General features: G+C 34.4%; 14 protein-coding genes and 1 pseudogene. 4 read left to right on the top strand and 11 right to left on the bottom strand.

All coding sequences use genetic code 11. The features are described 5' to 3' along the window. Nucleotides 1–92: 92 nt before the first annotated feature. The 5 genes from H7F27_RS03130 to H7F27_RS03110 are packed head-to-tail and all read right to left on the bottom strand — an operon-like array spanning nt 93 to nt 8,201. Entirely contained in the window at nt 93–2,123 is a 2,031-nt protein-coding gene (locus H7F27_RS03130; protein WP_185848551.1) for a DUF6270 domain-containing protein, read from the bottom strand. Nucleotides 2,124–2,150: 27 nt separating this feature from the next. Further along, nucleotides 2,151–2,927, bottom strand: coding sequence for a DUF6270 domain-containing protein (locus H7F27_RS03125; protein WP_024123047.1), 777 nt, complete (start codon nt 2,925–2,927; stop codon nt 2,151–2,153). Beyond that, nucleotides 2,924–5,608 carry a bifunctional glycosyltransferase/CDP-glycerol:glycerophosphate glycerophosphotransferase gene (locus H7F27_RS03120; RefSeq protein ID WP_024123048.1) on the bottom strand — a complete coding sequence of 895 codons (2,685 nt, stop codon included), beginning with the start codon at nt 5,606–5,608 and terminating at the stop codon, nt 2,924–2,926. The genes H7F27_RS03125 and H7F27_RS03120 overlap by 4 nt, the downstream gene beginning before the upstream one ends. 44 nt (nt 5,609–5,652) lie before the next feature. Next, nucleotides 5,653–6,999: a glycosyltransferase family 2 protein gene (locus H7F27_RS03115; RefSeq protein ID WP_024123049.1), complete on the bottom strand. Its 1,347-nt coding sequence runs from the start codon at nt 6,997–6,999 to the stop codon at nt 5,653–5,655. After that, nucleotides 6,981–8,201: a CDP-glycerol glycerophosphotransferase family protein gene (locus H7F27_RS03110; protein ID WP_260627328.1), complete on the bottom strand. Its 1,221-nt coding sequence runs from the start codon at nt 8,199–8,201 to the stop codon at nt 6,981–6,983. The genes H7F27_RS03115 and H7F27_RS03110 overlap by 19 nt, the downstream gene beginning before the upstream one ends. A gap of 756 nt (nt 8,202–8,957) precedes the next feature. Between H7F27_RS03110 and H7F27_RS03105 the strand changes: the two are divergent. Continuing rightward, nucleotides 8,958–9,464: pseudogene (locus H7F27_RS03105) on the top strand (UTP--glucose-1-phosphate uridylyltransferase); the annotation flags it as partial. Between the two features lie 60 nt (nt 9,465–9,524). On the opposite strand, the gene tagH reads toward H7F27_RS03105, so the two are convergent. The 5 genes from tagH to tagD all read right to left on the bottom strand — a co-directional run bounded on the left by tagH (nt 9,525) and on the right by tagD (nt 16,951). Continuing rightward, nucleotides 9,525–11,111, bottom strand: coding sequence for a teichoic acids export ABC transporter ATP-binding subunit TagH (gene tagH, locus H7F27_RS03100; RefSeq protein WP_024123050.1), 1,587 nt, complete (start codon nt 11,109–11,111; stop codon nt 9,525–9,527). 19 nt (nt 11,112–11,130) lie between these two features. Further along, nucleotides 11,131–11,958 (bottom strand): teichoic acids export ABC transporter permease subunit TagG, encoded by an 828-nt coding sequence (gene tagG, locus H7F27_RS03095; RefSeq protein WP_024123051.1) that lies wholly within the window; start codon nt 11,956–11,958, stop codon nt 11,131–11,133. Nucleotides 11,959–12,124: 166 nt separating this feature from the next. Continuing rightward, entirely contained in the window at nt 12,125–14,293 is a 2,169-nt protein-coding gene (locus tag H7F27_RS03090) for a teichoic acid poly(glycerol phosphate) polymerase (RefSeq protein WP_024123052.1), read from the bottom strand. Between the two features lie 89 nt (nt 14,294–14,382). Then, nucleotides 14,383–16,404, bottom strand: coding sequence for an alpha-glucosyltransferase N-terminal domain-containing protein (locus H7F27_RS03085; RefSeq protein WP_185848550.1), 2,022 nt, complete (start codon nt 16,402–16,404; stop codon nt 14,383–14,385). Between the two features lie 157 nt (nt 16,405–16,561). Continuing rightward, on the bottom strand, nt 16,562–16,951 hold the full coding sequence (gene tagD / locus H7F27_RS03080) for a glycerol-3-phosphate cytidylyltransferase (protein WP_024123054.1): 390 nt from the start codon (nt 16,949–16,951) through the stop codon (nt 16,562–16,564). Between the two features lie 417 nt (nt 16,952–17,368). On the opposite strand from tagD, the gene H7F27_RS03075 reads away from it, so the two are divergent. The 3 genes from H7F27_RS03075 to H7F27_RS03065 all read left to right on the top strand — a co-directional run bounded on the left by H7F27_RS03075 (nt 17,369) and on the right by H7F27_RS03065 (nt 20,767). Continuing rightward, entirely contained in the window at nt 17,369–18,139 is a 771-nt protein-coding gene (locus tag H7F27_RS03075) for a WecB/TagA/CpsF family glycosyltransferase (protein ID WP_024123055.1), read from the top strand. 32 nt (nt 18,140–18,171) lie between these two features. Then, entirely contained in the window at nt 18,172–19,314 is a 1,143-nt protein-coding gene (locus H7F27_RS03070; protein WP_101861404.1) for a CDP-glycerol glycerophosphotransferase family protein, read from the top strand. A 130-nt stretch (nt 19,315–19,444) separates the two neighbouring features. Next, nucleotides 19,445–20,767, top strand: a complete 1,323-nt coding sequence (locus H7F27_RS03065) for a phage baseplate protein (RefSeq protein ID WP_101861403.1) — start codon at nt 19,445–19,447, stop codon at nt 20,765–20,767. Nucleotides 20,768–20,872: 105 nt separating this feature from the next. Here H7F27_RS03065 and H7F27_RS03060 read toward each other — a convergent pair whose 3' ends face one another. Next, entirely contained in the window at nt 20,873–23,515 is a 2,643-nt protein-coding gene (locus H7F27_RS03060) for a glucosaminidase domain-containing protein (RefSeq protein ID WP_185848549.1), read from the bottom strand. Nucleotides 23,516–23,630: the final 115 nt, after the last annotated feature.

The following is a 23,630-nucleotide window of genomic DNA, read 5'->3' as shown; positions in this document are numbered from 1 at the left end:
ACTTAGAAAAACCCAAGATTCAGTCAATATAAAAAGAATAGTTCTAAAAAAGATAAAACAATAACAACCTTATTTTAGAACTATTCTTGTAATTAATTTTTTATTCGATCTTCTGATGTAATTTTTAATAACCTGTTTAAAAATTCTTTGTAGTAATCTGACTCATAATGAGAATAAGATAAACCATAAGGGTATCTTTCATCTCCTATAAACTTTGTATCAGTCAAATCTATTACTTTTGCTGAAGGGGCAATAGATAGGAAATAGTTATCTAATTTATCCCAAAAATAATTATTTCTTCTGATCATCGGAATATCATCGAATGTTTTTATGTTACCATCCAACCCATAGTATGTTTCTGTAAACCTTCCCTTATTTAATATAATCTTATCTTCAGGAATAATGGTTTTCAATTTATCGAGAAATTTACCAACATTCGCTTTCCAAAGCTCAAAATACTTATGGTTTTCATGATGATTTACAATATGTGTGTTACTCCAATTTGATAAAAACTTACTAGCTTCTATAAAATAGTTGCAAGTCACATAATTATTTTCTTGAGTCCTAATGACCGGCTTACTCGCATCGCAATAAAGGTCAATAATAATGTAATCAGGTTTTGCTTCTTTCAACTTTATAAAAAAGTCCTTTTTAAAATCTGTTTCCACCCATGACCGATCACTTTCTTTAACATCATTAAACTGATTAAAATTTACATCAACAGGATCAGACATCAAACTAATGACTGATGAATGGAATTGAGTATAACAACACTTATAAAACTTTTTGTAATCAGGGTTAAAAAATGCTGACGAATTGAATGCATTTCTGCTGAAACAAGTACCTAAAACAGCTATATTAAGCGTATCTGCATCTTTGTTTGAATCAAAGAGCATATACACAGATAATCTATTTCCACCATTTTTGAAAAACTTCACTTTATATCCATCAGCTATATTAAAATAATCAGTCTCAATATTTTCATTGCAGCTAATATAAACATAGTCACTACTATCAATTAAAATAAACACGTCCCATACACTCGCATGATCTTTTCTTAGCAAGTTTAACAAATTTCTTTTGTTTATTTCACAAATGAAATGATCGCCGTTATTTATAAGACTGTATTCTTGAGAAAAATAATATTCAAAACCATTTCCTTTTTTCTCTCTTTTTCTAAAGACTACTTTACATTGTGAATTTATATGAGTATTTATCTTAATATAAAGTTTCACAAGATTATCATTTTCTTCAAATGAGGTTAGTTGGGCAATATTCGTATCTTTTCGATATGTGTGAAGAGATAAAGTGTTGCTTCCTGTTTTATTTAATTTGACATAGTGAAATGGATGATTTCTTAATGCACTTAATTTATCAAGAGAACTCGGCAGTTCTTTATCAACTAAACAAGAAATTAAAATAGATTCAGAATTATTGTCTAATTTGATATAGAAATCCCAAATGTTCGAATCGTCAACAATGATATTAGCCGGAAGATTATATAAATCAAGGTCAACCTCTAAGTGGTCATCAACTTGAGAAAGCTTTCCAAGTTCTATTTGTTCTTCATGAAACTGATAAAGGGTTCCATGAGGTCTACGTGAAAGAACAAATAATAAATCCTTAGTTTCAAATAATTTATGCTTCTCTCCCTTTATTCCAAATTTTAATATGAACTTCTCAGGTGAATTTCTCTTTTCAATACTGTATATACTAAGTTTTATATCGTCAGGCTGTACTGTAATAACCAACTTATTATTTACAAAAGACAAGGCCCCATAATACAAAGAATCTGGGCGCTTTATTCTTAGTTTGTATTGACTATCGGAACAGCTAATTAGTAATTGAGCATTCTCATTCAATACTTTCAATTCCCAATCATTAGAGAAGGAGAGTTTTTTCGATTTTATTATTTGAGCAAATTTCACTTCACATAAGAAATAACCTTCCTCATGCATATAAGAATAAGGCAGCTTTAACTGAATAGGTTGTTCAAAAGCTATATTATTAGTCTTTAATTTAAGAGCCAGGCCCTCAAATTCCTCTATTCGGTCGGCATGCCCAAATATCATCCATCCATCATTTTTATGATTTGCAGAAATGTTCATTATCTCAATTTTCACATTAAATCCCCCGTCGACGAGTTAACTCTATAGACTTATTTTTTTAAACTGGTCCAAAAAATCAGTGTAATAATCCATTGTATAATGCACATAAAATTTACCCCATGGATGGTTTTCAAAGGAATTATAGCTTTTATTTTTAAATAAATCTATCACCTCGATATCATTGAAGCTATCTAATACATATGCATCAAATTTATTCCAAATCTTATTATAATAATCAACATCAATTACCTTGATGTTTCCTCCATTAATAAGCAATTTTTTCTGATCTTCTTTATCAAAAAAGTGATGAACGTTTCTTGCACTATTTAAGATAATTTTGGTTTTAGGGCAATTTAATCTAACGTAGTTATAGAAAAGATTAAATTTCTGTTTCCATAGTGCAAAATAATTTTCAAAATGATCTTCTATATTAAAACTTTGTTTTTTATTTTGAATTGTAAGTTTATAATAATTCGTTTTAGGGAGAGTCCATCTGTTATTTGTAACAAACTGGTTATCTGAAATTTCTACGTAGCCAAAATGCACATCTGCGAAAAAGTCCAAAATCAATATGTCTGGCTGAACAGATTTAATTTCATTTAAAAAGCTATTCTCAAAATCAGTCTTCAAGGTGTTTATTTCATGATTTGACATGTTCTCGTTTTCAAGTACGATGTAGTTAGGTTTACTCATTGTTGAAATAATGGACGTTTGGTTTTGTGTTAATACACAATCGAAATAATGTTTGTAATCAGTATTAAATTGAGAGTTAAAGTTATCGCGTGTAACACAACTACCATAAACAGCTACTTTTTTCATTTCTTTATTCCCTCTTTAATATTTGTTCCCAGACTAACAATTTGTTGATAAACACGTTTACAGTTTTCTTTATCCGTATATTTATAAAATTGATTTACTCTATCAATATATTTGGCATCCATTATACAATCGTTCTCCATACAATTTATTAGCTTATCAACTAAAGCATCTCTATCAGCAACTACATCTCCAAACCCCATTAAATTGTAATCAAAATACCCCTCTTCCAAGTGATTTTTTTCGTATTGGAAGTAAAAAACAGGTTTTTTAAGATAAGCAAAGTCAAATGCAACAGATGAATAATCTGTAACTAAAATTGCACTATTATTGAAATGATCTCGATAACTTTCATTAATATCCGCAATCCGCACTGAACTATTTTTGTTGAAATCCTTCAACTGCTGAACAATATTTGGATGCGGGAAGAATACGAGCTCGTATCCTTTTTCATTAGCTTCATTAATAAGTTTAGCATCATTTAATAGATTATTAAGTTCATTAAAATAAACTGAGTTTTTAAAGAGTGGTGAATATTCTCTTTTCCCTGTTTGCGGATTTATTTTTCCTACTAAATGGTTTCTCCATGTTGGCATAATCAATATCTTTTTATGATTATGATTAACAAGCTTATCAAATCTAGGAAATCCAGTTAGAATTACTTCTCTCTTTGAATAATTATAATGACCATTAATTATAGACTCATACTCAGGTTGAGCGGCTGTTATAAATAGTCTAATATTTTTCTTATACTTATTAAGCCATCCCGAAATATCATCTTTCGTAATTCCATGTTGAAGAAAAACAAAGTTAAATTTAAATAAGTCCTTATAATATTTCCTCATATTCACAAACGGGTTTACTACATAATCATCTGCATGTGAAGAGATAATTTCATCGGCAAGTAAATGTAAAAACTTATGCTTAGGTGACCCATATGCAACAACTGGTCCTATTTTTTTCAGTCTGTTATAATCTGGACTATCTTTACTGATAATAAAATATTTTTTGATACCATCTTTCTGCTGCATTGCATATTCAAACAATGCTTCAGCATTATCATCTGCTTTGTTGATCCTATCCATAAAAAGCCATACTCTTTTATTTTTCTTTATTTTATAAAGGTGTTCCATAATCTTTCTTACATTTGAAGCCTTCTCAGCACCTACTTTATTAAAAGTCTTAAAACGTCTTTGTGCCCGCTTTTCTTTCGCTCTAATAATATGATTTTTATCTTTCAAAACTACTAAATTATTAAGTTTATGATCGAAATAAATCCCTATATCATTTTTCTTATAGAAATCGACTATATGTCTATCGAGCGGGAATAGCCGTCCAAAGTTGATTTTCACTTTTATTAGTTTTTCATTTGATGAAATCATCATTTCAATATTAGAGTTGTTTTCAAGATCATCAATAGGGATATCAACTTTAAAGCCTAAATACTCTTTAACTGGCTTATTTAAGCAATATAAATTGTGTACTTTTCTATCAATTTTTTCAGCATGATACATTTTTTCATTGACACATGCTTTTACTTCTAATTCGGAAGCGTCAAATAATGAACCGAAATTACCTTCAAGGGTTAAGATTCCCTTTTCAATGGTTAATAGCTCCAATGTTAAAGCTTCATATCTCATAGAATTAATTAATTTTTCTTTAAAATATAAATTTACATTACGATTCAAAAAGATTTTTTGGAATACATTTTTTTGATTTCGATATTTCAATTTCATTAAAAAGTACTTTCTATGCAAGTTAAGAGATTTTTGTTCAAAGATTATATCGTCATCTATAAATGCGAGTAACCTTTCTAACAAGTCAAAAAACTCTTCAACTTCCTTATCAGTTAAGACACCAGTTCTGTCTTCTATGTTTATTCTCCACTGTAAATCATAGGCAATCATATACTGAATATATCTTGGAACATAACCTAATGTTGTAATACTATGATTAATTAATTCTCGAGAGAAATTCTTCAAATAATCAGTGTACCATTTTTTATCATTTTTCCCTGTTTGAGTTGCAGAGGAAGCATCTTCTCTTCGTCGATAATTATATTGTCCTTCTTTTACAATCCCATAAACCTGACGTTTCATAATAATTTTAGTCAGCCATTCACTATCTTCAGCATAGTACATATCTTCATTAAAAAAATGATTTTTCACTACTTCTTTTTTTACAAATGAACTAGGGGCCGATAATTGTATTCCCGTATGTTCTTTCATGGTATGAACAAGTCTAGTTCTATCAAATTTATAATTTAATAGATGTGGTCCACTTGTTTTTCCGAACATCATCATTGGAATGGAGACTACATCAACTTTAGAATAGTTCTTTTCGAAAAAATCATATACTTTCAAAAGAGTTGAAGGAGATAATGTATCATCCGGGTCTAGAAAATTAATATACTTCCCTTTGGCACGTCTTAAACCTTCATTACGCGCACTACTCGCTCCGCCATTCTCCTTATCGATAAAAACTATATTTTCTGGATACTTGTCTTTATACTTTAAGCAAATCTCACCTGACGCATCAACACTTCCATCATTCACTAAAATCAACTGTATATGATGCTCAAAATCAAGCGCCTGATCAATTATGCTTGTTATTGCTTCATCTAAAAATTCTTCAACGTTGTAAATTGCCATTATAATAGAAAAGAAAAAGTTCTTTTGTTCCAAGTTTTTTCAATCTCCTTTAAATTATTTCTTTTTACCCAAGAGTATTAGATTCTAATCAACTTCTGAAATATTCTAGTTAAAACATTAACTTTTTGAAGATCAATTAAATTGTTGTCTTTTTCAACAATAAACCTAAAAAAAGTAACTCCTATCGGAAGTTTTAATTGATATGAAGAATATTTTCTATCCCTAACGGTAGTTCCCCAAATAACAATGTTTTTTTGTTCTTGCTGATGTATTAATTTTGCTTTTCTCAATTTTCTTCCATAAGAAACATAAACATTATTTTTATCGTTAATCACAGACTCTTCATTACTCAAACTTACAATTAGCTCAATTGAAAATTTGCTGACTTTCCAGGAAGTAATAACGATTTTTTCGTTTTCAAGTTTCCCTAATCGAATAAGTCTATTGACAGGATAACCCCATCGTTTAAATGAAATGAGATACTCTTTTAAATATGTTTTCATGTTTTGTTTTACAATTAACTTTTCATCTATATATTTCAAAATGTGGTATAATTCCTCAAAAAATTCACTCTGTTCTATATCATTTAACATTTTATAAACTAGATTATTGTTTTTTTGAAAAATAAATAATTTTAAATGATTAAGAATTAAACATTGAACATAAGGTATAACTTCGTTGTACTCTTCTAATGATCTTTTAACCATCTCACCATATCCATTTGTAAGTAAAAAAGTATACCTGTTTTTTTTAGACCACGAAGTGTCTACTAGAGAATCCTCATTTTTTCTTTTTCTATAGAAATATTTTGCGGCAGGGATAAGGCCATATTTTTGTTCTTTAATTAAAAACGTATTAATAAATAAAACATCTTCCCAAAAATCCATTTTTTCATTAAAAGCAAGACCAAGACGTTCTATTGCTTTTTTTCGAAAAAATGTTCCACCTATATGATAATGAATAGCGGTGTAGTTATCAGTTATGTTTACAATGCTTTTACCACTTTTAAATCTATAATTAAGTGAGTGTTCTCCATTTTTATTATCGAAGAAAAATAGGGGTAGCACTGCTAAATTAATATCGGTATGCTTTTCAAAGAACTTTAATACCTCAGCAATAGCATTTAGTGAGAATTTGTCGTCAGAATCTAAGAAGCCTATATATTCACTATTTCCACAAGCTTTTAATCCATTATTTCTTGCCATACTGACATTCGGTTCATCTTGATAAATAATTTTAATATTATTCGGATAGGCAGTTGCGTATTCTTCACATATGTTTTTTGAATTATCAATGCTATTATTTTCAACCAATATTATTTCTATGTTTTTTTCAAAATTAATTGTCTGATCAATAATACTGTCAAGAGCCTCTCTTATATATAATCCCGAATTATAAACAGGCATTACAATTGAAAACAACATCTCAAGTGCTCCTTTAAAATAATAAGTTTTTTATCCGAGTAGTTCTTCCACAACTGTTTTAGATCAATCACCTTTTTCCAAAGAACAAAATTGATCGTAAAATAAAGTAATGTTTTCATCCTGTTTAAGTCTTTTGTTTTGTGTATGGGTTCAATTACTTTTTCTGTTGTTTTATAAAGAAGTCCCGGGAGCACACTTTTCAAAATCATCATAAAATCTCTTAGTTTATTTCTATAAAATTTAATATCGGGAACAAAATGCCTTTTTAAACCGGCATAATAAAAAAACACTGAAGAATAGTCTGTTATTAATATTAAGTATAATTCTCTAATATCATTATGATCAGAAAAATCATGGGCAAAACCCTTGTATACAGTTAAGTTAATGTTTTTAGGTACAAGATAGTGCATCCTTAAAATAGCAATATATTCATTACTTAATTGGTTTTTAAGACTTTCTAAATCCAAAAACATATTAAATTTATATTTACCTTTAGCATAAAATGAGTTATCTCTCCAAGTAGGTGCATATAAGAAAATTTTCTTTTCTTTATTTATACCTAATCTTTCTTTTATTTTCAGCATTTCTTCATTTCTATTTTCTTTATATAAAAAATCGTCTCTCGGATAGCCCGATTCAATAAAAATCTTTTTAAGCTGAAACGCATTTCTAAAAATTTCCGTAGAGTAAGCATTAGGGGAAATGAGATAATCCCATTTACTAGCTTTTATAAGGAAGTTTCTTTTATATTGCTCAGTCGTGCCGGGCATTTGTACTTCGTCCATGTCATTTGCAAATTTTTTTAGGGGAGTTCCGTGCCAAGTCTGCACATATGTAGTGTTTCTCAGTTTTGGGACCCACTGTGGCAAGCAGCTGTTTGTTATGTTTGTTATCCAATATTTCGCTGTATCCAAATACAACAGCCATTTGAGAGAGAATTTTTTAAAATCTTTCTCCTGTATATCATCAAATAAACCTTTGTTTCTTTTATCTATACTCCAGATTAATCGATATTCATACTTATTCTTATTTTCCTTAAGATACTCGAAAATTGCTCTAGGATTACAGCTGAATTGTTTGCCTGAATAGTATTCGAAGATGAGTAATTTTTCGTTTCTGGGAAAAAGCCCAATTATTCTAAAAATAATTGAGTATACTCTAACCAACAGACTTCTATATTTCATTAAAATCTTTGATTTCATTTTAGACTCCTTATATATCAAACAATTAAATACTTACCTCAGCAAACAAGAAAAAAAGAAGCAACTGAATAATTCAAGCCTCTTTTAGTTAGTGCTTCTATAAACTAGCCATGTCTTTTTTGTTTTGGGTAGTTGAAATGCCTTGTGTTCTTGGAAGGTAAACTTTCCAGCAGTTTCGTACGTTATCACTTTCTTCATTAGATAACATCATCTTCCAACCGTTTCAACTGAGAGTACCCGAAAAAAACAAAAACCTTAACAGATTGTTTATCATTTCTATCATTAATAATGAACAATAATAGCATAAGTTCCTATAAAAGTTAAGGCTCTTTAAAAATGTTAATCAACAGCATTTTTTGGTATCATTGTTCTATTGATGTATATTTTTTGCAGTTCTGAGGTCTTATCTATATTCATTATAACAAGTTTTCTATTTCAGAAGAATCGATTCTTTTGTCGCGTTTTTAAGTGAAACGATTTTCTTTCTTACAGCTTACTTTATTTTGTACGCCCTCCTCATATATTCATCGTCAAAACGTGTAGGGATTGTAATGTGAAAGTTAAAAATCCCTAAAGATTTTTGCGGTACGATAGAGTAAAATGTTTTCAGGCTAAGAGGCTTTAATCAATTTATACAAATGAGACATGTTTTTTATAGGCATATAGATGAAAAGAAGGGTTGATACGATGCAAACGAAACCCATTAATCAATTAGATAAAGGAAAAAGTGAATGTCTGCTAGATTAGAAGCTTTTTCACTTCATAAAAGAGCCTACAGGACTCGGACACGCTGTCTGGTGCAGGCGCAACTTTATCGGCAATGAGCCGTTCGCAGTCCTTGCTTGGAGACGATATTGTTGAGGCTGAAACACCAGGGTTGCGCAATTAATGGATGAATATGAAAAAACACTTTCTTCTATTATCGTTGTTCAGCAAGTGCCTGAGGAAGAAACACACTGCTACGGTATTATCGACTCGCTGACAAGTGACGGGCGCCCGTTACCAGGTGAAAAACTTCGTTGAGAAACCGCCAAAAGGCACAGCACCTTCTAACCTTGCCATCTTAGGCCGTTACGTATACACCTGAGATCTTCATGAGCTTAGAGGAGCAGTAGGTTGGCGCCGGCGGTGAAATTCAGCTGTCAGACGCCATACAAAATCTGAATGAAATCGATTTGAAGGCAAGCGTTATGATGTTGGGAAAAGCTCTGCTTTATCACAACAACTCTTGAGTTTGTGATGCAGGATAAAGAGCTTCGCTAGCAGCTCGTTCCATTTATGGTAAACAAAAAGGCTATTGGACATTTATCCAATAGCCTTTTTTTATTTCGACATCAAGGTCAGTGTATGCTCTTCATTATCAACTGCAAAAACCAGATTAGCTGTATTTACAAGAAAACGATTCTTGCTGCTGTCATACAATACATCGCTGTCACTTAAAGATAGTGACGCCGGAGTAATGGGAGAAATGTTGTGAAAGATAAGCTCTGATGCTTTATCATTCTCCAGCACATAGCTGATTTTTTCATAATCAAAATTCACCGTTTTTCTGCCGTCAGCTGTATCTCCTTCAGTATATCCATTCAATTTCGATTGAATGCTGCCGCTGCTGTCTCCCAGGAATTTCAGGAAGTATTCATAGGAAGCCGCTGCTGTTTGCGGAACATAAGGCGTAAAGGTCGCAGCCTGCAATTCAGCATGTTTCACGTTTGTTGCAACAGCGCTCTGTTTCACAAAATAAGACTTCCCATCGAACTTTATCTTCGCTGCTTTTTTGCCTTTTGCAGCTACCGTCACCTCGGTACCGAATGGCAGTGTAACGTCAGCTTTCTGTTTCAAATCCTGGTGGTCCTTATAAACAGTCACTTTTTCATCTGCTATAAAGCCTTGCTTATTGACTGCGGTTAATTGTTCCTCTGTCTTGCCCTTTGCATCGCCATGATGCTTCTTCACTTCATTCTGCGGAATTGCGCCAAACGAAGCAATTGTTCGAAGCGGGGCATCAAAGAACATCGTGGCCGCAATAAAAACTGTCAAGAAAGACAAAATCGCAATTTGTACTGCATTGGCCAGTGATTTTGGCTTTTTCTTCTTTTTGCGGAAACGGGCAAAAGCTTCAGGATCTTCTTTCTTGCGCTCTTCCGTTTGCTCTTTTTTATATGTTTCTTTTTCTTTTTTCGACAGCTTATTAAACCAGTCAATAAACGCTTTGTACTCTTTGACAACAGTTTTTGTCTCATCAAACATACGAAGCTCGCCGTAGTGCATCCAAGCGACGCGGTCACACATCTTTTCAATCTGGCCGATGGAGTGGCTGACAAAGAAAATGGTTTTTCCTTGCTTTTTAAACTCATTTATTCTGTCTACACACTTCTGATAAAATGTTTGGTCCCCTACGGAGAGCGCTTCGTCAATAATTAAAATGTCAGGGTCAATATGAACGGAAATCGCGAAACCGAGACGAGATTTCATACCGCTGGAATAGTTTTTAACCGGCTGATTAATAAAATCGCCAATCTCTGCAAATTCAACGATACTCTCATACATGTCATCAATTTCTTTATTTGTTAGACCCATCATCAAACACTTGAGCCGGACGTTGTCCCGGCCCGTTAATTGATTATTTAAACCGGCCGCGATCGCAATCAGCGACGGCTGGCCGTTCATTTCAATTTCACCGCTGGTCGGCGGAATAATTTTAGCCAGCAGGTTAGACATAGTCGATTTCCCCGACCCGTTTATTCCTACAAAGCCGATTGTTTCTCCCTCATACACGTCAAAGGAGACATTCCGCACAGCAAAAAAACCATTATCCTTAGCCGGAAAAAACAATCCTTTAATCTTGTCCGATTGTTTTTTATACAAATGATACTGCTTTGAAACATTTCGAAACGAAACTTTTAGTTTCATCGTACAATCTCCTTACGTATTAAAGAAAGTCAACAAACTTGTCTCTGAATTTCATATGCAGGATAGAACCTACTAACAATAAAAGGAACGTCATCAGCCAGAAATACAGCGTGTACTTCATATCTTGGAAAAACCATTGGCCGTCTAAGAAGCTGTTGCGGAACCCATCAATAATGTAGAATAGTGGATTCAGCTTCAAAACAGGTAATAATTCTGGATGATTCTGACCGAGTTTTGAATTGATATCCCAAAAAATTGGTAACAAGAAAAACAAAAGCCTTGTTACAGCTTGAAGTAAAAACTGATAATCCCTTACCAGCACGCTGATTGTTGAATTAAACAAACTAAAAGAAAACATAAAGGCAATCAAGCAAATAAAGTAGTAAATATATTGTAACCAATGCAAACTTGGATATATTCCGTTAACTAACAGTACAATGATATAAATCACCATCATAATAAAATAGCTAAATAAGTTAGAAGCAATGGCCACTGAAGGCAGAGAACTAATCGGAAAATTCATTTTAGCTACCATCTTAATCCGCTTAAATACACTGTTTGAACCATCAAGTATAGTTGGACTGATAAAAAACCAGGGAATTAACCCTGCCAGCATCCAAACAATAAAAGGCACTTCACCGGCTCCGGTCGCGACAGGCCCACCTTTTCTAATTCCCATGCCAAATACAAACCAGTAGGCAAGCATTTGGATAAGCGGGTTTAAAAACTGCCAAAGAACACCCAAGTAATTCATTTGATATTTAGATTTCGTTTCATAAGCCGCCAATCTTAAAATTAAAGGAAATGACGTTATTTGCTCTCTCAGTATTCGCAATAAATCATTCATTTTTTATCTTCCTTAGACTTAGTTGATTTTTGGAAATCTTTCTGTTTAAGAAATTGAAAGCACCGCTGATAATTGTAACAGATCCTGCATTTTTTTTCACTTCTCAATAAGTGTCAAAAAGCTGCCGAGACTTCGACAGCTTTCAGATCTTAAAAAATGCCAGAATTTATTCTGCTCTAAATACAGTATTTACTACTTTTTCAGATGAACGTCCTGATTCTAAGTAACAGAACTTATCGTAGAAAGGTCCGAATGAAATTGGTAATTCGTAATCAGGTGATGCAATTGCCTTAATAGCCTCAATGGTTTCTTCAGTTGTTTTCACTAATGGACCCGGTGCATCCTTTTCAAAATCAAAGTAGAAACCTCTCAGCTTATCACGATAAGTTTCAATATCAGGTACAAAGAAAAGCATTGGCCGTTTTAAATTTGCATAATCAAAGAATACAGAAGAATAATCAGTAATCAGCAAATCAGAAATCATATACAATTCACGAATATCCTCATAAGCAGAAAAATCAAACGCAAAACCTTCATAAGGCCCCAAATCAAAATTCTCAGCTACAAGATAATGCATTCTTAAAATAACGATATATTCATTTCCAAGTTCTTGTCTAAGCTGATGCAAATCTAAATCAAGGTCAAATTTATAGCGTCCTTTTGCATAGAATTGATCATCTCTCCATGTAGGGGCATATAAAATTACTTTTTTATCACTTGGAATGTCCAATCTGCTTTTAATCGCTGATATTGTTTCTTCATTATTATCATTATGAAGAAAATCATTTCTTGGATAACCAGACTCAATCATCGTTTTGTTAAACTGAAACGCCCGGGCAAAAATTTCAGATGAATATGCATTAGGGGAAACTAAATAGTCCCAATTAGAAGCTTCCCTTATAAAATTCCTCTTATATTTCTTTGTATTTGTTCCAGGCATATGCACTTCTTCCATATCCATTGCCAGTCTTTTCAACGGCGTTCCATGCCATGTTTGTACATATGTTGTGTGTTCAGGTTTTGGAATCCATAATGGAAGCCTGCTGTTAACAATCCAGTACTCCGCCCTCGCCATAGCAAAAAGCCATTTTATAGAAAGTCGGTTGATATAAGGAATTTTCTTTTCATCAAATGGAGCTGAATATTGTTTGTTTACACTCCAGTACATTTTGTACTCAGGATGGTTTTCCCGCATGTATTCATAAATTGCTCTCGGATTACAACTGTATTGTTTTCCGTTAAAACTTTCAAAAATAATTGTTTTTCGTTTAACGGGCATCTTGCTGGCCATCATAAATAGTGATTTGTAAGTTTTAGTGATGAACCTGTTTCTCAACTTTGTTAGTTTTTTGATTTTTGATACAAACCGTTTCTTTTTGCCTTTAACAAAGTACTTAATCCTTGTGTTCATGCTATAGTCGTTGACTCTGATGCATACAGTTTGTTTCTTTTTCTTCTTGAAAATCTCATAACGAATCGGCCCGTTTTCCGATTTCACAACGCTCACTAAACCTTTTAGTTTATTTTTTCGGTCCCCTAAAACCAAAGCAGTGCTGTTAAACACAATTTCCGTTTTTTCTTCATCAGTACATACATACTCTATAAATAAACGGTAAACAAAACGTTTTTCGATGGAGAAAGGAATTTCTTTTAAAGGAATTTTCACTTCAAAATGATATAATTGCGGCATAAAACCGTCTTCTCTGATTTGGTCAATCCCTTGCATTTTTCTTTCAAGCTGCAATGGAAACTTTTCCTCAACCGGCGTTTCTCCGCCCTTTTTCATGATAAGATTCATGTCTTTTATTTGATATTGATTTTCAGAACTCAGATAACCCGCATAACCCTTTAGGGTAATTTCTTCAGAATTAATACCTATGTCGTCAAACCTTACAATTTTGGCTTCCCTTTTTACCTTTACTGAAAAATTGCCTTTATCAGTTTTATATGGTAAAACCAAAAGTCCGGTTGTTTGATCAATATGAAATGCAAGCTCAACCGTATCTACTTCAGCAGAAAGACGCTTTTCTTGCGGCTGTTGCGGTTCTGTATCTTCGTTTTTTTCGCCAAATACTACATAAAAGTCATACGTTTGGCCCATTTCAAGCGGCATAGGCAAAAGATGAACATCAATATCTGCTTTGTACTCCAATAAATCAGTATTTTGAAGCATAAATTCAGCTTCTGTACCTGAACGTCTCTCTTTTAACTTTAAAAATAATTCTTGATTCTCTAAAAGTTGTTGTTCAGTATCAATAACAATCGACAATTCCAGTTTACCTAATCTGTTTTTCAAGCTTTTCAAAATACATTTAATCACAGTATTTTCACTCATTACTATTGTCTGCTCCTCTGTATAAAAGCTCTTACCTTACTGCTTCCTTATATAAGGTTCACAATAACAGCACTGCATCCTTTAAGGTATTAACCTTCTTTCAGCTCCGTTAATTTCCAGGAGAAATTACCTTTTACTGTTGTATAGGGTTCTATGCAATAACCAAGATCCGTCATCACATGATTCCTGTCAAACTTTATTTCTTCACTCGAAACCCTGCGCATGATTTTTATATGATTAGTTCCAATAAAACGAATATAAAAATCAATGACCTGAGTTTTGTTAGCTGCTATTTTTTCAATATTAATATCTTTTTTCAGGTCAATTCTAAAATGACTGTCATTTAGTAAGGGAATATTAATCATCTCAGCCTTATTCTTTCTGTCCAAGCCCACTAAGCTTATTTGTTTAACTAAGTCTTCCTGAGCGTAAGGGTCAAGTTTAAGTTCAACCTCATCCTGATCCTTAGTATATGAACTGATTGGCAGCTCTTTTTTCCCTATCTTTTTAGAGAGCATTGCTTTTTCTTCACGAACCTCAATCATTCGGTTCAATGCATAACCCCAATTTCCAATATAGTTGGATCTTGAATATTTCTCAGCCATTTTAAAAGCTTGTTCTGAGAATTCCTGATGAGTTTTTTCATCTCTCATTAAAGTGATGATGCCCTTAGCCAGTTTTTCTATATTATACTGCTCAATGACATATCCATTGACTCCGTCAGTTACAAGACTCCTTGCTCCATAATCATAATCATACGTTACAACAGGACACCCATTGCTTAGCGCCTCCATATTTGAGAGACCGAATCCTTCAAAGTGGGAGGTTGATATCGTAAGCCACGCTTTCTGAAACTCCAAGTCCGGATTATTTGTATAACCTTTCAAAAAGACGTTATTCTGAAGTTTATGCTCTTCAATCTCTTTTTTTATTTTTTCAAAATCTTCACCAGATCCGAATATATCTAGTTTAGCTTCGGGAATTTCTTTCACTACTAAGCTAAAAGCTTTTACTGCATGTGTTAGATTCTTCATTGATGCGAGTCTTGAAATAATGACAGCTTTGTATTTTTCACTCGGCACATTCAATACATTAGGATTAAGCGGCTTATCGATTGTATGCGGAGTAAAGAAAAACGTCTCTTGATCTCCTGAGATTAATCTGAAATCGTCTATTTGTTCTTCCGTTATAAAAAAGATAGCATCCAGATTATACATTTGACTGAATACTTCTTTGTAACGGCCTTTGATTTGGTATTTATTATTGCCATAATGTTTATTATGAATAATAGCTCCATAATAGGTAGAAGATGATTTCTTCACTTTGAAAACATGCTTATCCTGAGGCCGGCTATCAACTAGGAATAGCTTCGGTACATCGTTTTCATTTTGTAAATAATCTATCCAAAATTGACGCAGTTCCGATTCGTCTTTAACTTTTTTTTCGCCCTCTAAAGAATACCAAGTGAAATGTGAGAATTGAATATCCTTCTCTTCACTGTTCCATACATAGTGCTTGTCTAAATAAACTTGATTTTTATTATTGACATATTCCTGCAAAAACATCTTATTTAATTGCTCATCATAATGAGTAACAAGTGCTAGACCGCCGTTTTTTGTATATTCTTCTCGCTTTATAAGCTGACTTTTGTCATTCCAATAATCAACATAACGGATTGTCTTTCCGTCAGCATAATAAGTTACGGAAATTTCACTGTTTCTTTTGCCAAATAGCCTCGATACAGTTTTGGCGAATTTCCCCATACCAGCTTGCTTTTTTATCTGTTCAAGCCCTAATTTTTCCTCATATGATCTTTTCCCATTTGTTTTCACACTTAAGAAATCATCATATAGATTTATAACGCTAGTATATTTTTCATCGATCTTACCGTTTTTATACAAATCCTGCTTTTTAGAAGCCAATTCAAGATCAAAGCGAAACGTTAAAAAAAATGTTTTTCTGTTACATTCTTCTCCAAATAATTTTGAGCGCAATAACAGTGACTTTGTCAGACCTCCGTAATTACTCGGCAGGCCACCAGAAATAAAATAATAATTCATGTCAGGTATTTTTTGTTTTATATTAAATTCACTCACCGCATGTAAAGACATTTCTTACTCCCTTCGGCTCCTAGAATGTATGCTCATTGAAATTGATATCTTTCCCGGATACATTTGTATAAAAATCAATGTAAGCATCAAAAAGTACTTCTTATTTCAATAAGAAGTACTTTTTTAGATATTAAGCCAATGATATCAGGACCTCAAATTATATACCAGCAATTTCCTCTTTAATCTTTGTTGTAGAGATGCCTTCAGTTCGAGGAAGGTAGATAACCTCACACTGATCTTTAAGGAAGTCGAATTTACCTTCCCAGTCATCTCCCATAACAAAAACATCTATATTATGATCAATAATATCCTGCTTTTTTTGTTCCCAGTTTTTTTCAGGAATCACTTCATCAACATACCGAATAGTTTCTAAAATTAATTTACGGTGCTCGTAGCTATGATAAGCCTTTTTTTGCTTTTGTAAGTTAAATTCATCCGTTGAAATAGCAACAACTAAATAATCACCAAGTTGCTTTGCACGTTCAAGCAATTTAATATGACCCCAATGCAATAAATCAAAAGTTCCGTAAGTGATGACTTTCTTCATTTAGAGAAACTCTCCTTCCTAATGTTAAAAAAACAATATTAAAAACACTACCGTCGTTAGCGATTGAATTCTAAATACCCTGGGCAACTATTTTGTTTACATTCCTTATATCGACATATTTCTCGTATGTCTTCACTGATCACTAATTATAGCATACAGCCCACAAAAGGTTAAGTGCTCATGCAGAGAAAAACAATCCAAAATATGTAAACAAACTAAAACTCCTTTGGTAGCAAGGATTATCGTTCATCCGTTCATCCAATTGTAAAAATGGAAACATATTTAAATTTAATGTAAAGATAATGTTAAGCCATTGTTCGGGTTTTATGTTAAAATATACGGTAGGTTATTTTGTTTTTTTATCTCTTGGGATTTAACTATATAAGTAGATTTTATTAAGGGAAGGAGGATCCGGACATGCAAACTGAAACTATTCATCATATTTCTTATGTAAACAGCGACCTCACATCCTTCATGAATCACCTTGAACAACATTATATTGATCAGGAAATCGGGGCATTTATTTCTACGGTAAATCCCGAAATAGGATATGCGGCTATTAAAGATAGAGATTACTTTAATGTATTGTCCTCTTCAAACTTTATTTTGCCTGATGGCATTGGAGTAGTCATGATGTCCCGATTGACTAACAGCAGACTTCAATCCCGAATCGCAGGATTCGACGTGTTTAAAGAGTTGCTCGGCATTGCTAACAAAAAGAAAAAACGTATATTTCTATACGGTGCGAAGAAAAATGTTATAGAGAATGTCGTATCCAAAATTTCTTCTGAATATCCAAATATACAAATCACGGGCTATTCAGATGGATATGTCCAAGACAGAGCCAAAGTAGCAAAACACATTGCAAATGCAAAGCCAGATATGGTATTCGTAGCATTAGGATACCCTCATCAGGAAAAGTTCATTCATAACTACAGACATTTATTCCCTCAGGCTGTTTCAATAGGACTCGGCGGAAGCTTTGATGTGTTTAGCGGCAATGTCAAACGGGCTCCTTCCTGGATGATTCGTTTGAATTTGGAATGGCTTTATCGTTTAGTGACAAATCCATGGCGCTGGAAAAGAATGCTCAGCATTCCAAAATACGCTTTAGCTGTTTTAAAGGAAGAAAAAACCGGAAAGACTTTTTATCCGAAACCTGAAAAAGATCATACAAAACAGTTATAAACGAAAATATATAAACAAGTGGATTGATAAAAATGAAAATAAGAGCATTATTGGCGAATTGCTATCTGTATTTGTTATCAGCAATCGCCTTTTTTCTGCAATGGGTTAAACCAAGGAATAATGTAACACTTCTTATCTCGTTTGAAGCAAACGCAAAAGCGATCTTGGAGGAATATGAACGAAAACAGTACCCATTCACTTTAAACATTTTATATACACAGCAGGCATCCTCTATAGCTGAGCGATTTTCTCAGATCCAAGCATATTCTTTAAAAGAAAAAAGTCCTATTCATCTTTTTAGAGCCGTTTATCTTATGTTTAGCAGTAAAGTCGTTCTTACAGATAATTACTTCTTGTTAACAAACGTGCTAAATAAACGGCCTCAAACCAAGTGTATCCAAGTCTGGCACGCAAACGGCTCTTTAAAAAAATTTGGTTTAGAGGATATAACAAACCTGCAACGAACACAAACTGATTTGAAAAGGTTCAAAAAGGTATACAGGTCTTTTGATTATATAACCGTTGGCTCTGAAGAAATGGCAGATATCTTTAAGAAGTCTTTTGGGGTAAAGGATCATCAATTATTAAGAACAGGTGTGCCTTTAACTGATCCATATTACACTCATAGCAAAAAGAAGAATGCTGATTTTCAAAAAAACAAAAAGAAAATCATTCTCTACGCACCGACTTTTAGAGATTATGATATGAACACAATACAATTGCCTTTAACCGAAGAGCAACTCATTCATCAGTTAAACGGAGAATATGTTTTATACGTTAAACTGCATCCCGCAGTTCAAAACAATATAGCCTTTACCTCTTCTAGTCATTATATTAAAAATGTTTCAGATTACTCTTTGTATGATTTGCTTATAACGGCAGACATATTAATCACTGACTATTCTTCCGTTCCATTTGAATATTCTATTCTAAATAAACCGATTCTTTTCTACACATATGATTTTAAGAAATATAATGAAGAACGTGGGTTGATTGATAATTATCTTTCAGTCATACCGGGAAGAGCCTGTTATGACAGTCAGTCATTGCTGAATGAAATCCTCAGAGCTTCCTTTAATATTCCCGCAATTAAAGATTTTTCAGCAAAGTGGAATTTGTATTCTAGAGGAAACTCCAGTAAGAACCTATTACAATTTATAAAAGATCAAATATAATACATTTGTTTAACACTTGTTCAAAAATAGAACAAGTGTTCTTTTTTTCTCTTGACTACCGAACGTGTGTTTGCTTTAATATAAATAGTTGCTTCTGGTGGCAGCAAAAATTGATAGAGGTGATGAACATATGGCCCAAAAAGAACTGTTTAATTTCACAAAAATAACTCCAAAATTATTTACTGAACTTCGTGTTGCTGACAAAACGGTCCTTCAATCATTTAATTTCGACGAAAAAAATCATCAAATTTATACGACACAAGTGGCAACCGGGATGGGAGGCGGTAGCCCTCAAAGCTTTCGGATAACCCGTCTTTCTTTTGAGGGATTGCAATTAGACAGCATGCTATTGAAACATGGAGGACACGGCACAAATATCGGGATTGAAAACCGCAACGGCACCATTTATATCTGGTCACTATACGATAGACCGAATGAAACAGATAAAAGTGATTTAGTTTGTTTTCCATATAAAGCTGGTGCTACTTTAGACGAAAATTCCAAGGAACTTCAGCGCTTCTCTAATCTCCCTTTAAATCATAGGGTTACACCTTCACTTGATATGAAGAATAGACAGCTGGCACTCAGACAATATGATACAGTGAAAAATAAACAATGGGTTACAGTCTTTAACCTGGATGATGCAATTGCAAATAAAAATAACCCTCTATATACGATAAACATTCCTGAAGAACTTCATTACTTACAAGGGTTCTTTTTAGATGACGGCTATTTATATTGGTATACAGGAGATACTAACAGCAAAACGTATCCCAACCTCATTACTGTGTTCGATACTTCCGGTAAGATTTTGTTACAGAAAGAAATTACTGTTGGCAGTGACCTTTCTTATCGATATGAAAATAATTTCCGTGAACCTGAAGGGATTTGCATGTACACTAATCCCGAAACTGGAGCAAAATCTCTGATGGTAGGAATCACCAGCGGTAAAGAAGGCAGTAGAATAAGCAGAATTTATGCCTACCACTCTTATGAAAATTTTATGAATCACGTACCTATCATTCGGACTCCTTTATTAAAAACGGTCGGTCATCAAGAGAAATCACCAGAGAGATTCCAACCTTTTATTCAAACATTCATATTAGAATATAATGCCCAAAATAAAAAATGGGTGGTTCCAGCTTCAGGTTATTTACCATCATACACATCAAATTTAGTCCAAAATATTACTATCAATACAGGGGGAAACCTCCAAGTTAATTTAAATGAACGCTATATCAGTTTACTTCATCAAGCAATAGAGGGAGATTTTCGTTTAAAACAGAAGGATATCCGCATGGGGTCTTGGTATTTTGCCGGCGGTGAAAAATCAAATGTTCTTGAGATAGGTTTTATCAAAGGAAACACAAAAATCAGACCTGATGATGCTGCCATTCCAAATGGTTCAAGAATGAGCGTATTTATGTTTGTTGCTGACAAGATTGAAGTATGAAATTAAAAATAGGCTGGAGCAAACAGAGCTTCAGCCTATTTTTTAAAAAGTAAAAAAAATAACAAAGAGAGATTGCATAACGAATCATAAGTTTTTCAGTTGCTATTATTGATACTCCGGAACATCATAATACAGTGTGTATCCATCCAGTAATGAATACAGGCTGTACATGCGGTTTACTTGTTTGTACGCCCAGCCGATATCTGTTGCGTATTGGTGTGCAGCTGTGGCTGACCATCTCATCTTGTATAGCGTGTCTTGATTGTAGGCTGTGTTATGAATGTAGGATGAGCCTATGAACTTGGCGCCGCCGATAATGGCGGCTTCTGGTGTGAACCAGCCTTGCTCGTATGCGTATTTGGCGCCGTAGTAGTTCGGGTTGCTATCGTATGCGCCGATTCCGTACATGTTATAAACGGTTCTTCCGTTATAGGTTAAACCATTGGCCAAATCGGATGTTCCGTTTCCTGTTTCAAGGAGAGCGTGTGAGATTAAATATAGCTCGTTGATGCTGTACTTAGTTGCAGCATCGATAAATGCCTTTGCTTTTCCTGTCAGAATGCCTTTGCCCGTAAGCACTTTCTGATTGACCTCGGCAACGCTGAGGCCGGCTGTCTGTGACAGCTTAAGAAATTGGAAGTAGTATTTGCTGTCCATGGAAAAGTTGTTTGGGTCAACGTATTGTCCTACTTCATCACTGCTGGCGTTTCTCCACCCCATATTGATTTTGGCCCAGCCGTTTGTCTGGCCGATGATTTTCACTTTATCGCCTTTTTTTAATTGGCCGATGACGTTCGTCGGACTGACTGCCGGCGTTGACCGGATGTTGAGTACATCAGCTGTAACCGTAGAGGTTGCTGTATTGATATACGCGAGGGATACGTAAGCTGCACCGTCGGTTTGCGGGCTGACTTTCATTTGTTTTTGAACCATATCACGAAGCGAGAGATTATAATTCGTTTTCATGATTTGCGGACCGTTTTTTATTTTTACAATGGATGATGTCCATCCATATAATTGTTTCAGCTTCGCTGATGCCGCTGAAGCTGCGCTATTGCCTGTGAATTGCTCGTTAAGGCTAATTTTATAAAGCGTGTTGCTTTTGGTCGTGTAGTTCGCGCTTAACTGCTGAGCTTTAAAATAGTTCAGTCCATTGTTCAATGCTGTTTTGCTGCTGAGCTGAGATGTCAGGATTTTGTATTGTGTATATGCTGTCGCGCCTGTTTTCGCGGCTGTGCCAGAGGCGTTATTTTTTTTGAAGAAAGCAAGTACACGATCGATGTCCTCTTGGCTGATGATCGCCTCAGTGATGATTTGATATTTACTTCCTGCTGTCTGACCCGTTTTTTTGCTTGCGGCTGAAATCTGATTTGATTTAAAGAACGTGATGGCTTCATTGACTTTTGCCGCATCCAGCAGAGATTCAGTTGTAATTTTAAACGTGTTGGCAGTTTGTTTTTTTACTGTTTTTGCTGCAGCACTTAGCTTATACTTCTTTAAAACGTTCAAACCTTTTGTAACTTTTGCTTGGTCTGTTGTTTCTTCAGAAATGAGCTGATATTGGTTTTCGGCTTTTTTTCCAGTCGCTTTTTTCGTTGCCTTTACTTTTTTCTGTGTGAAGAAGGCCGCAGCTTTGTTGGCCTGCTGCTCACCTAAAACCTGTGCAGTCGTAATTTGATAGGCAGATGATGTTGCCGTTTTTTTCACGGCAGATGACGTGTAATGCCATTTTTTCTTTTTGAAAAATGCGTCGACCTTTTGAAGCTGCTGTTTTGTCAAATTCTTCATGTTTACCGTATATGATGTGCTTTTGCCGACCTTTTGATAATATCCGGACACCGCAGTGTTTTTCTTGATTTGGCTGATGGCATCCTTCACTGTATTCAGCCCTTTGAAATAAGCCGATTGGACATTGTATACGTCTGCTGTAGTTTTTTGATTGATTGACTTGTAGCTTCCCGTAATTCCGGTGCTTTGTTTCAGCTGCTGTAACAAAGTCTTGGCGTTTGCTTCACCTGATATAGAGGCTGTTGTAAACGTGTAATAGGCTTGGCCTTTCGCTGTTTCTTTTAATGATGCCTTCAGTCCTGATTCTTTTTGGAATGCGTTTTTGACTTGGGCAGCCTTGCTGTCTCCGATAATAGCACCTGATTGAATGCTTGTTACAGACACTTCATGAGTAACGGGCTGGTACGTGCTTTTTATCCCCGTTTTCTTTGTCAGGCCTTGGATAAGCTCCTTTACCTTCATCTCATCTGCTATTTCCGAGGTAACCACGTTCATGTAAAACTGGGCTGTGCCGGACATCTTCACAGCGCCGGATACCCCTGTTTCCTGCTTAAGCTTGGCCAGCAGGGTGTTGGCCTGTTTTTCACTTGGTATTGCGCCGGACGTGATGGTCATATACGGCTGTTTGCTGCCGACTGGACTGGATGTGCCTGTAATGGCTGTCTGTTTTGTCAGTCCGCTCAGCACGGTTTTAGCTTGTGCTTCGCTATGTATGCCTGTAGCGGTAATTTGGTAGGTTGCTGTTGTTCCTGAAGCCTGATAGGAGGCATCCCAGCCTGTGTCTTTTTCCAATTTGGCGGCGGCCTGAGAGGCTTGGCTTTCTGTACTGAATGTTTTTGCCGGCTCCACCTTATAAATCGAGTAGTCCGTATACGCTGCAGCCTGTGCAGAGCCGGTTATGGTAAAAAAGGCAAGGGACGCGGCGGACAGAAGCATCGGTGCGATTAATCTCTTTTTCATTCCTTCTCCTCTTTCTTATTCAATGAGTATATAAAACTAGTTTATTTATCGGCACGCGTATGCTCTATTTATAGGTCAATCCATTCCATTTTTGAAAAATAAAAAACTTAATCTC

The organism is Bacillus sp. PAMC26543 (assembly GCF_014250375.1).
GTDB classification, from domain to species: domain Bacteria; phylum Bacillota; class Bacilli; order Bacillales; family Bacillaceae; genus Bacillus; species Bacillus halotolerans.
Note: the sequence above shows the minus strand (reverse complement) of the source record. Positions and strands in the feature narration are given on the sequence as shown.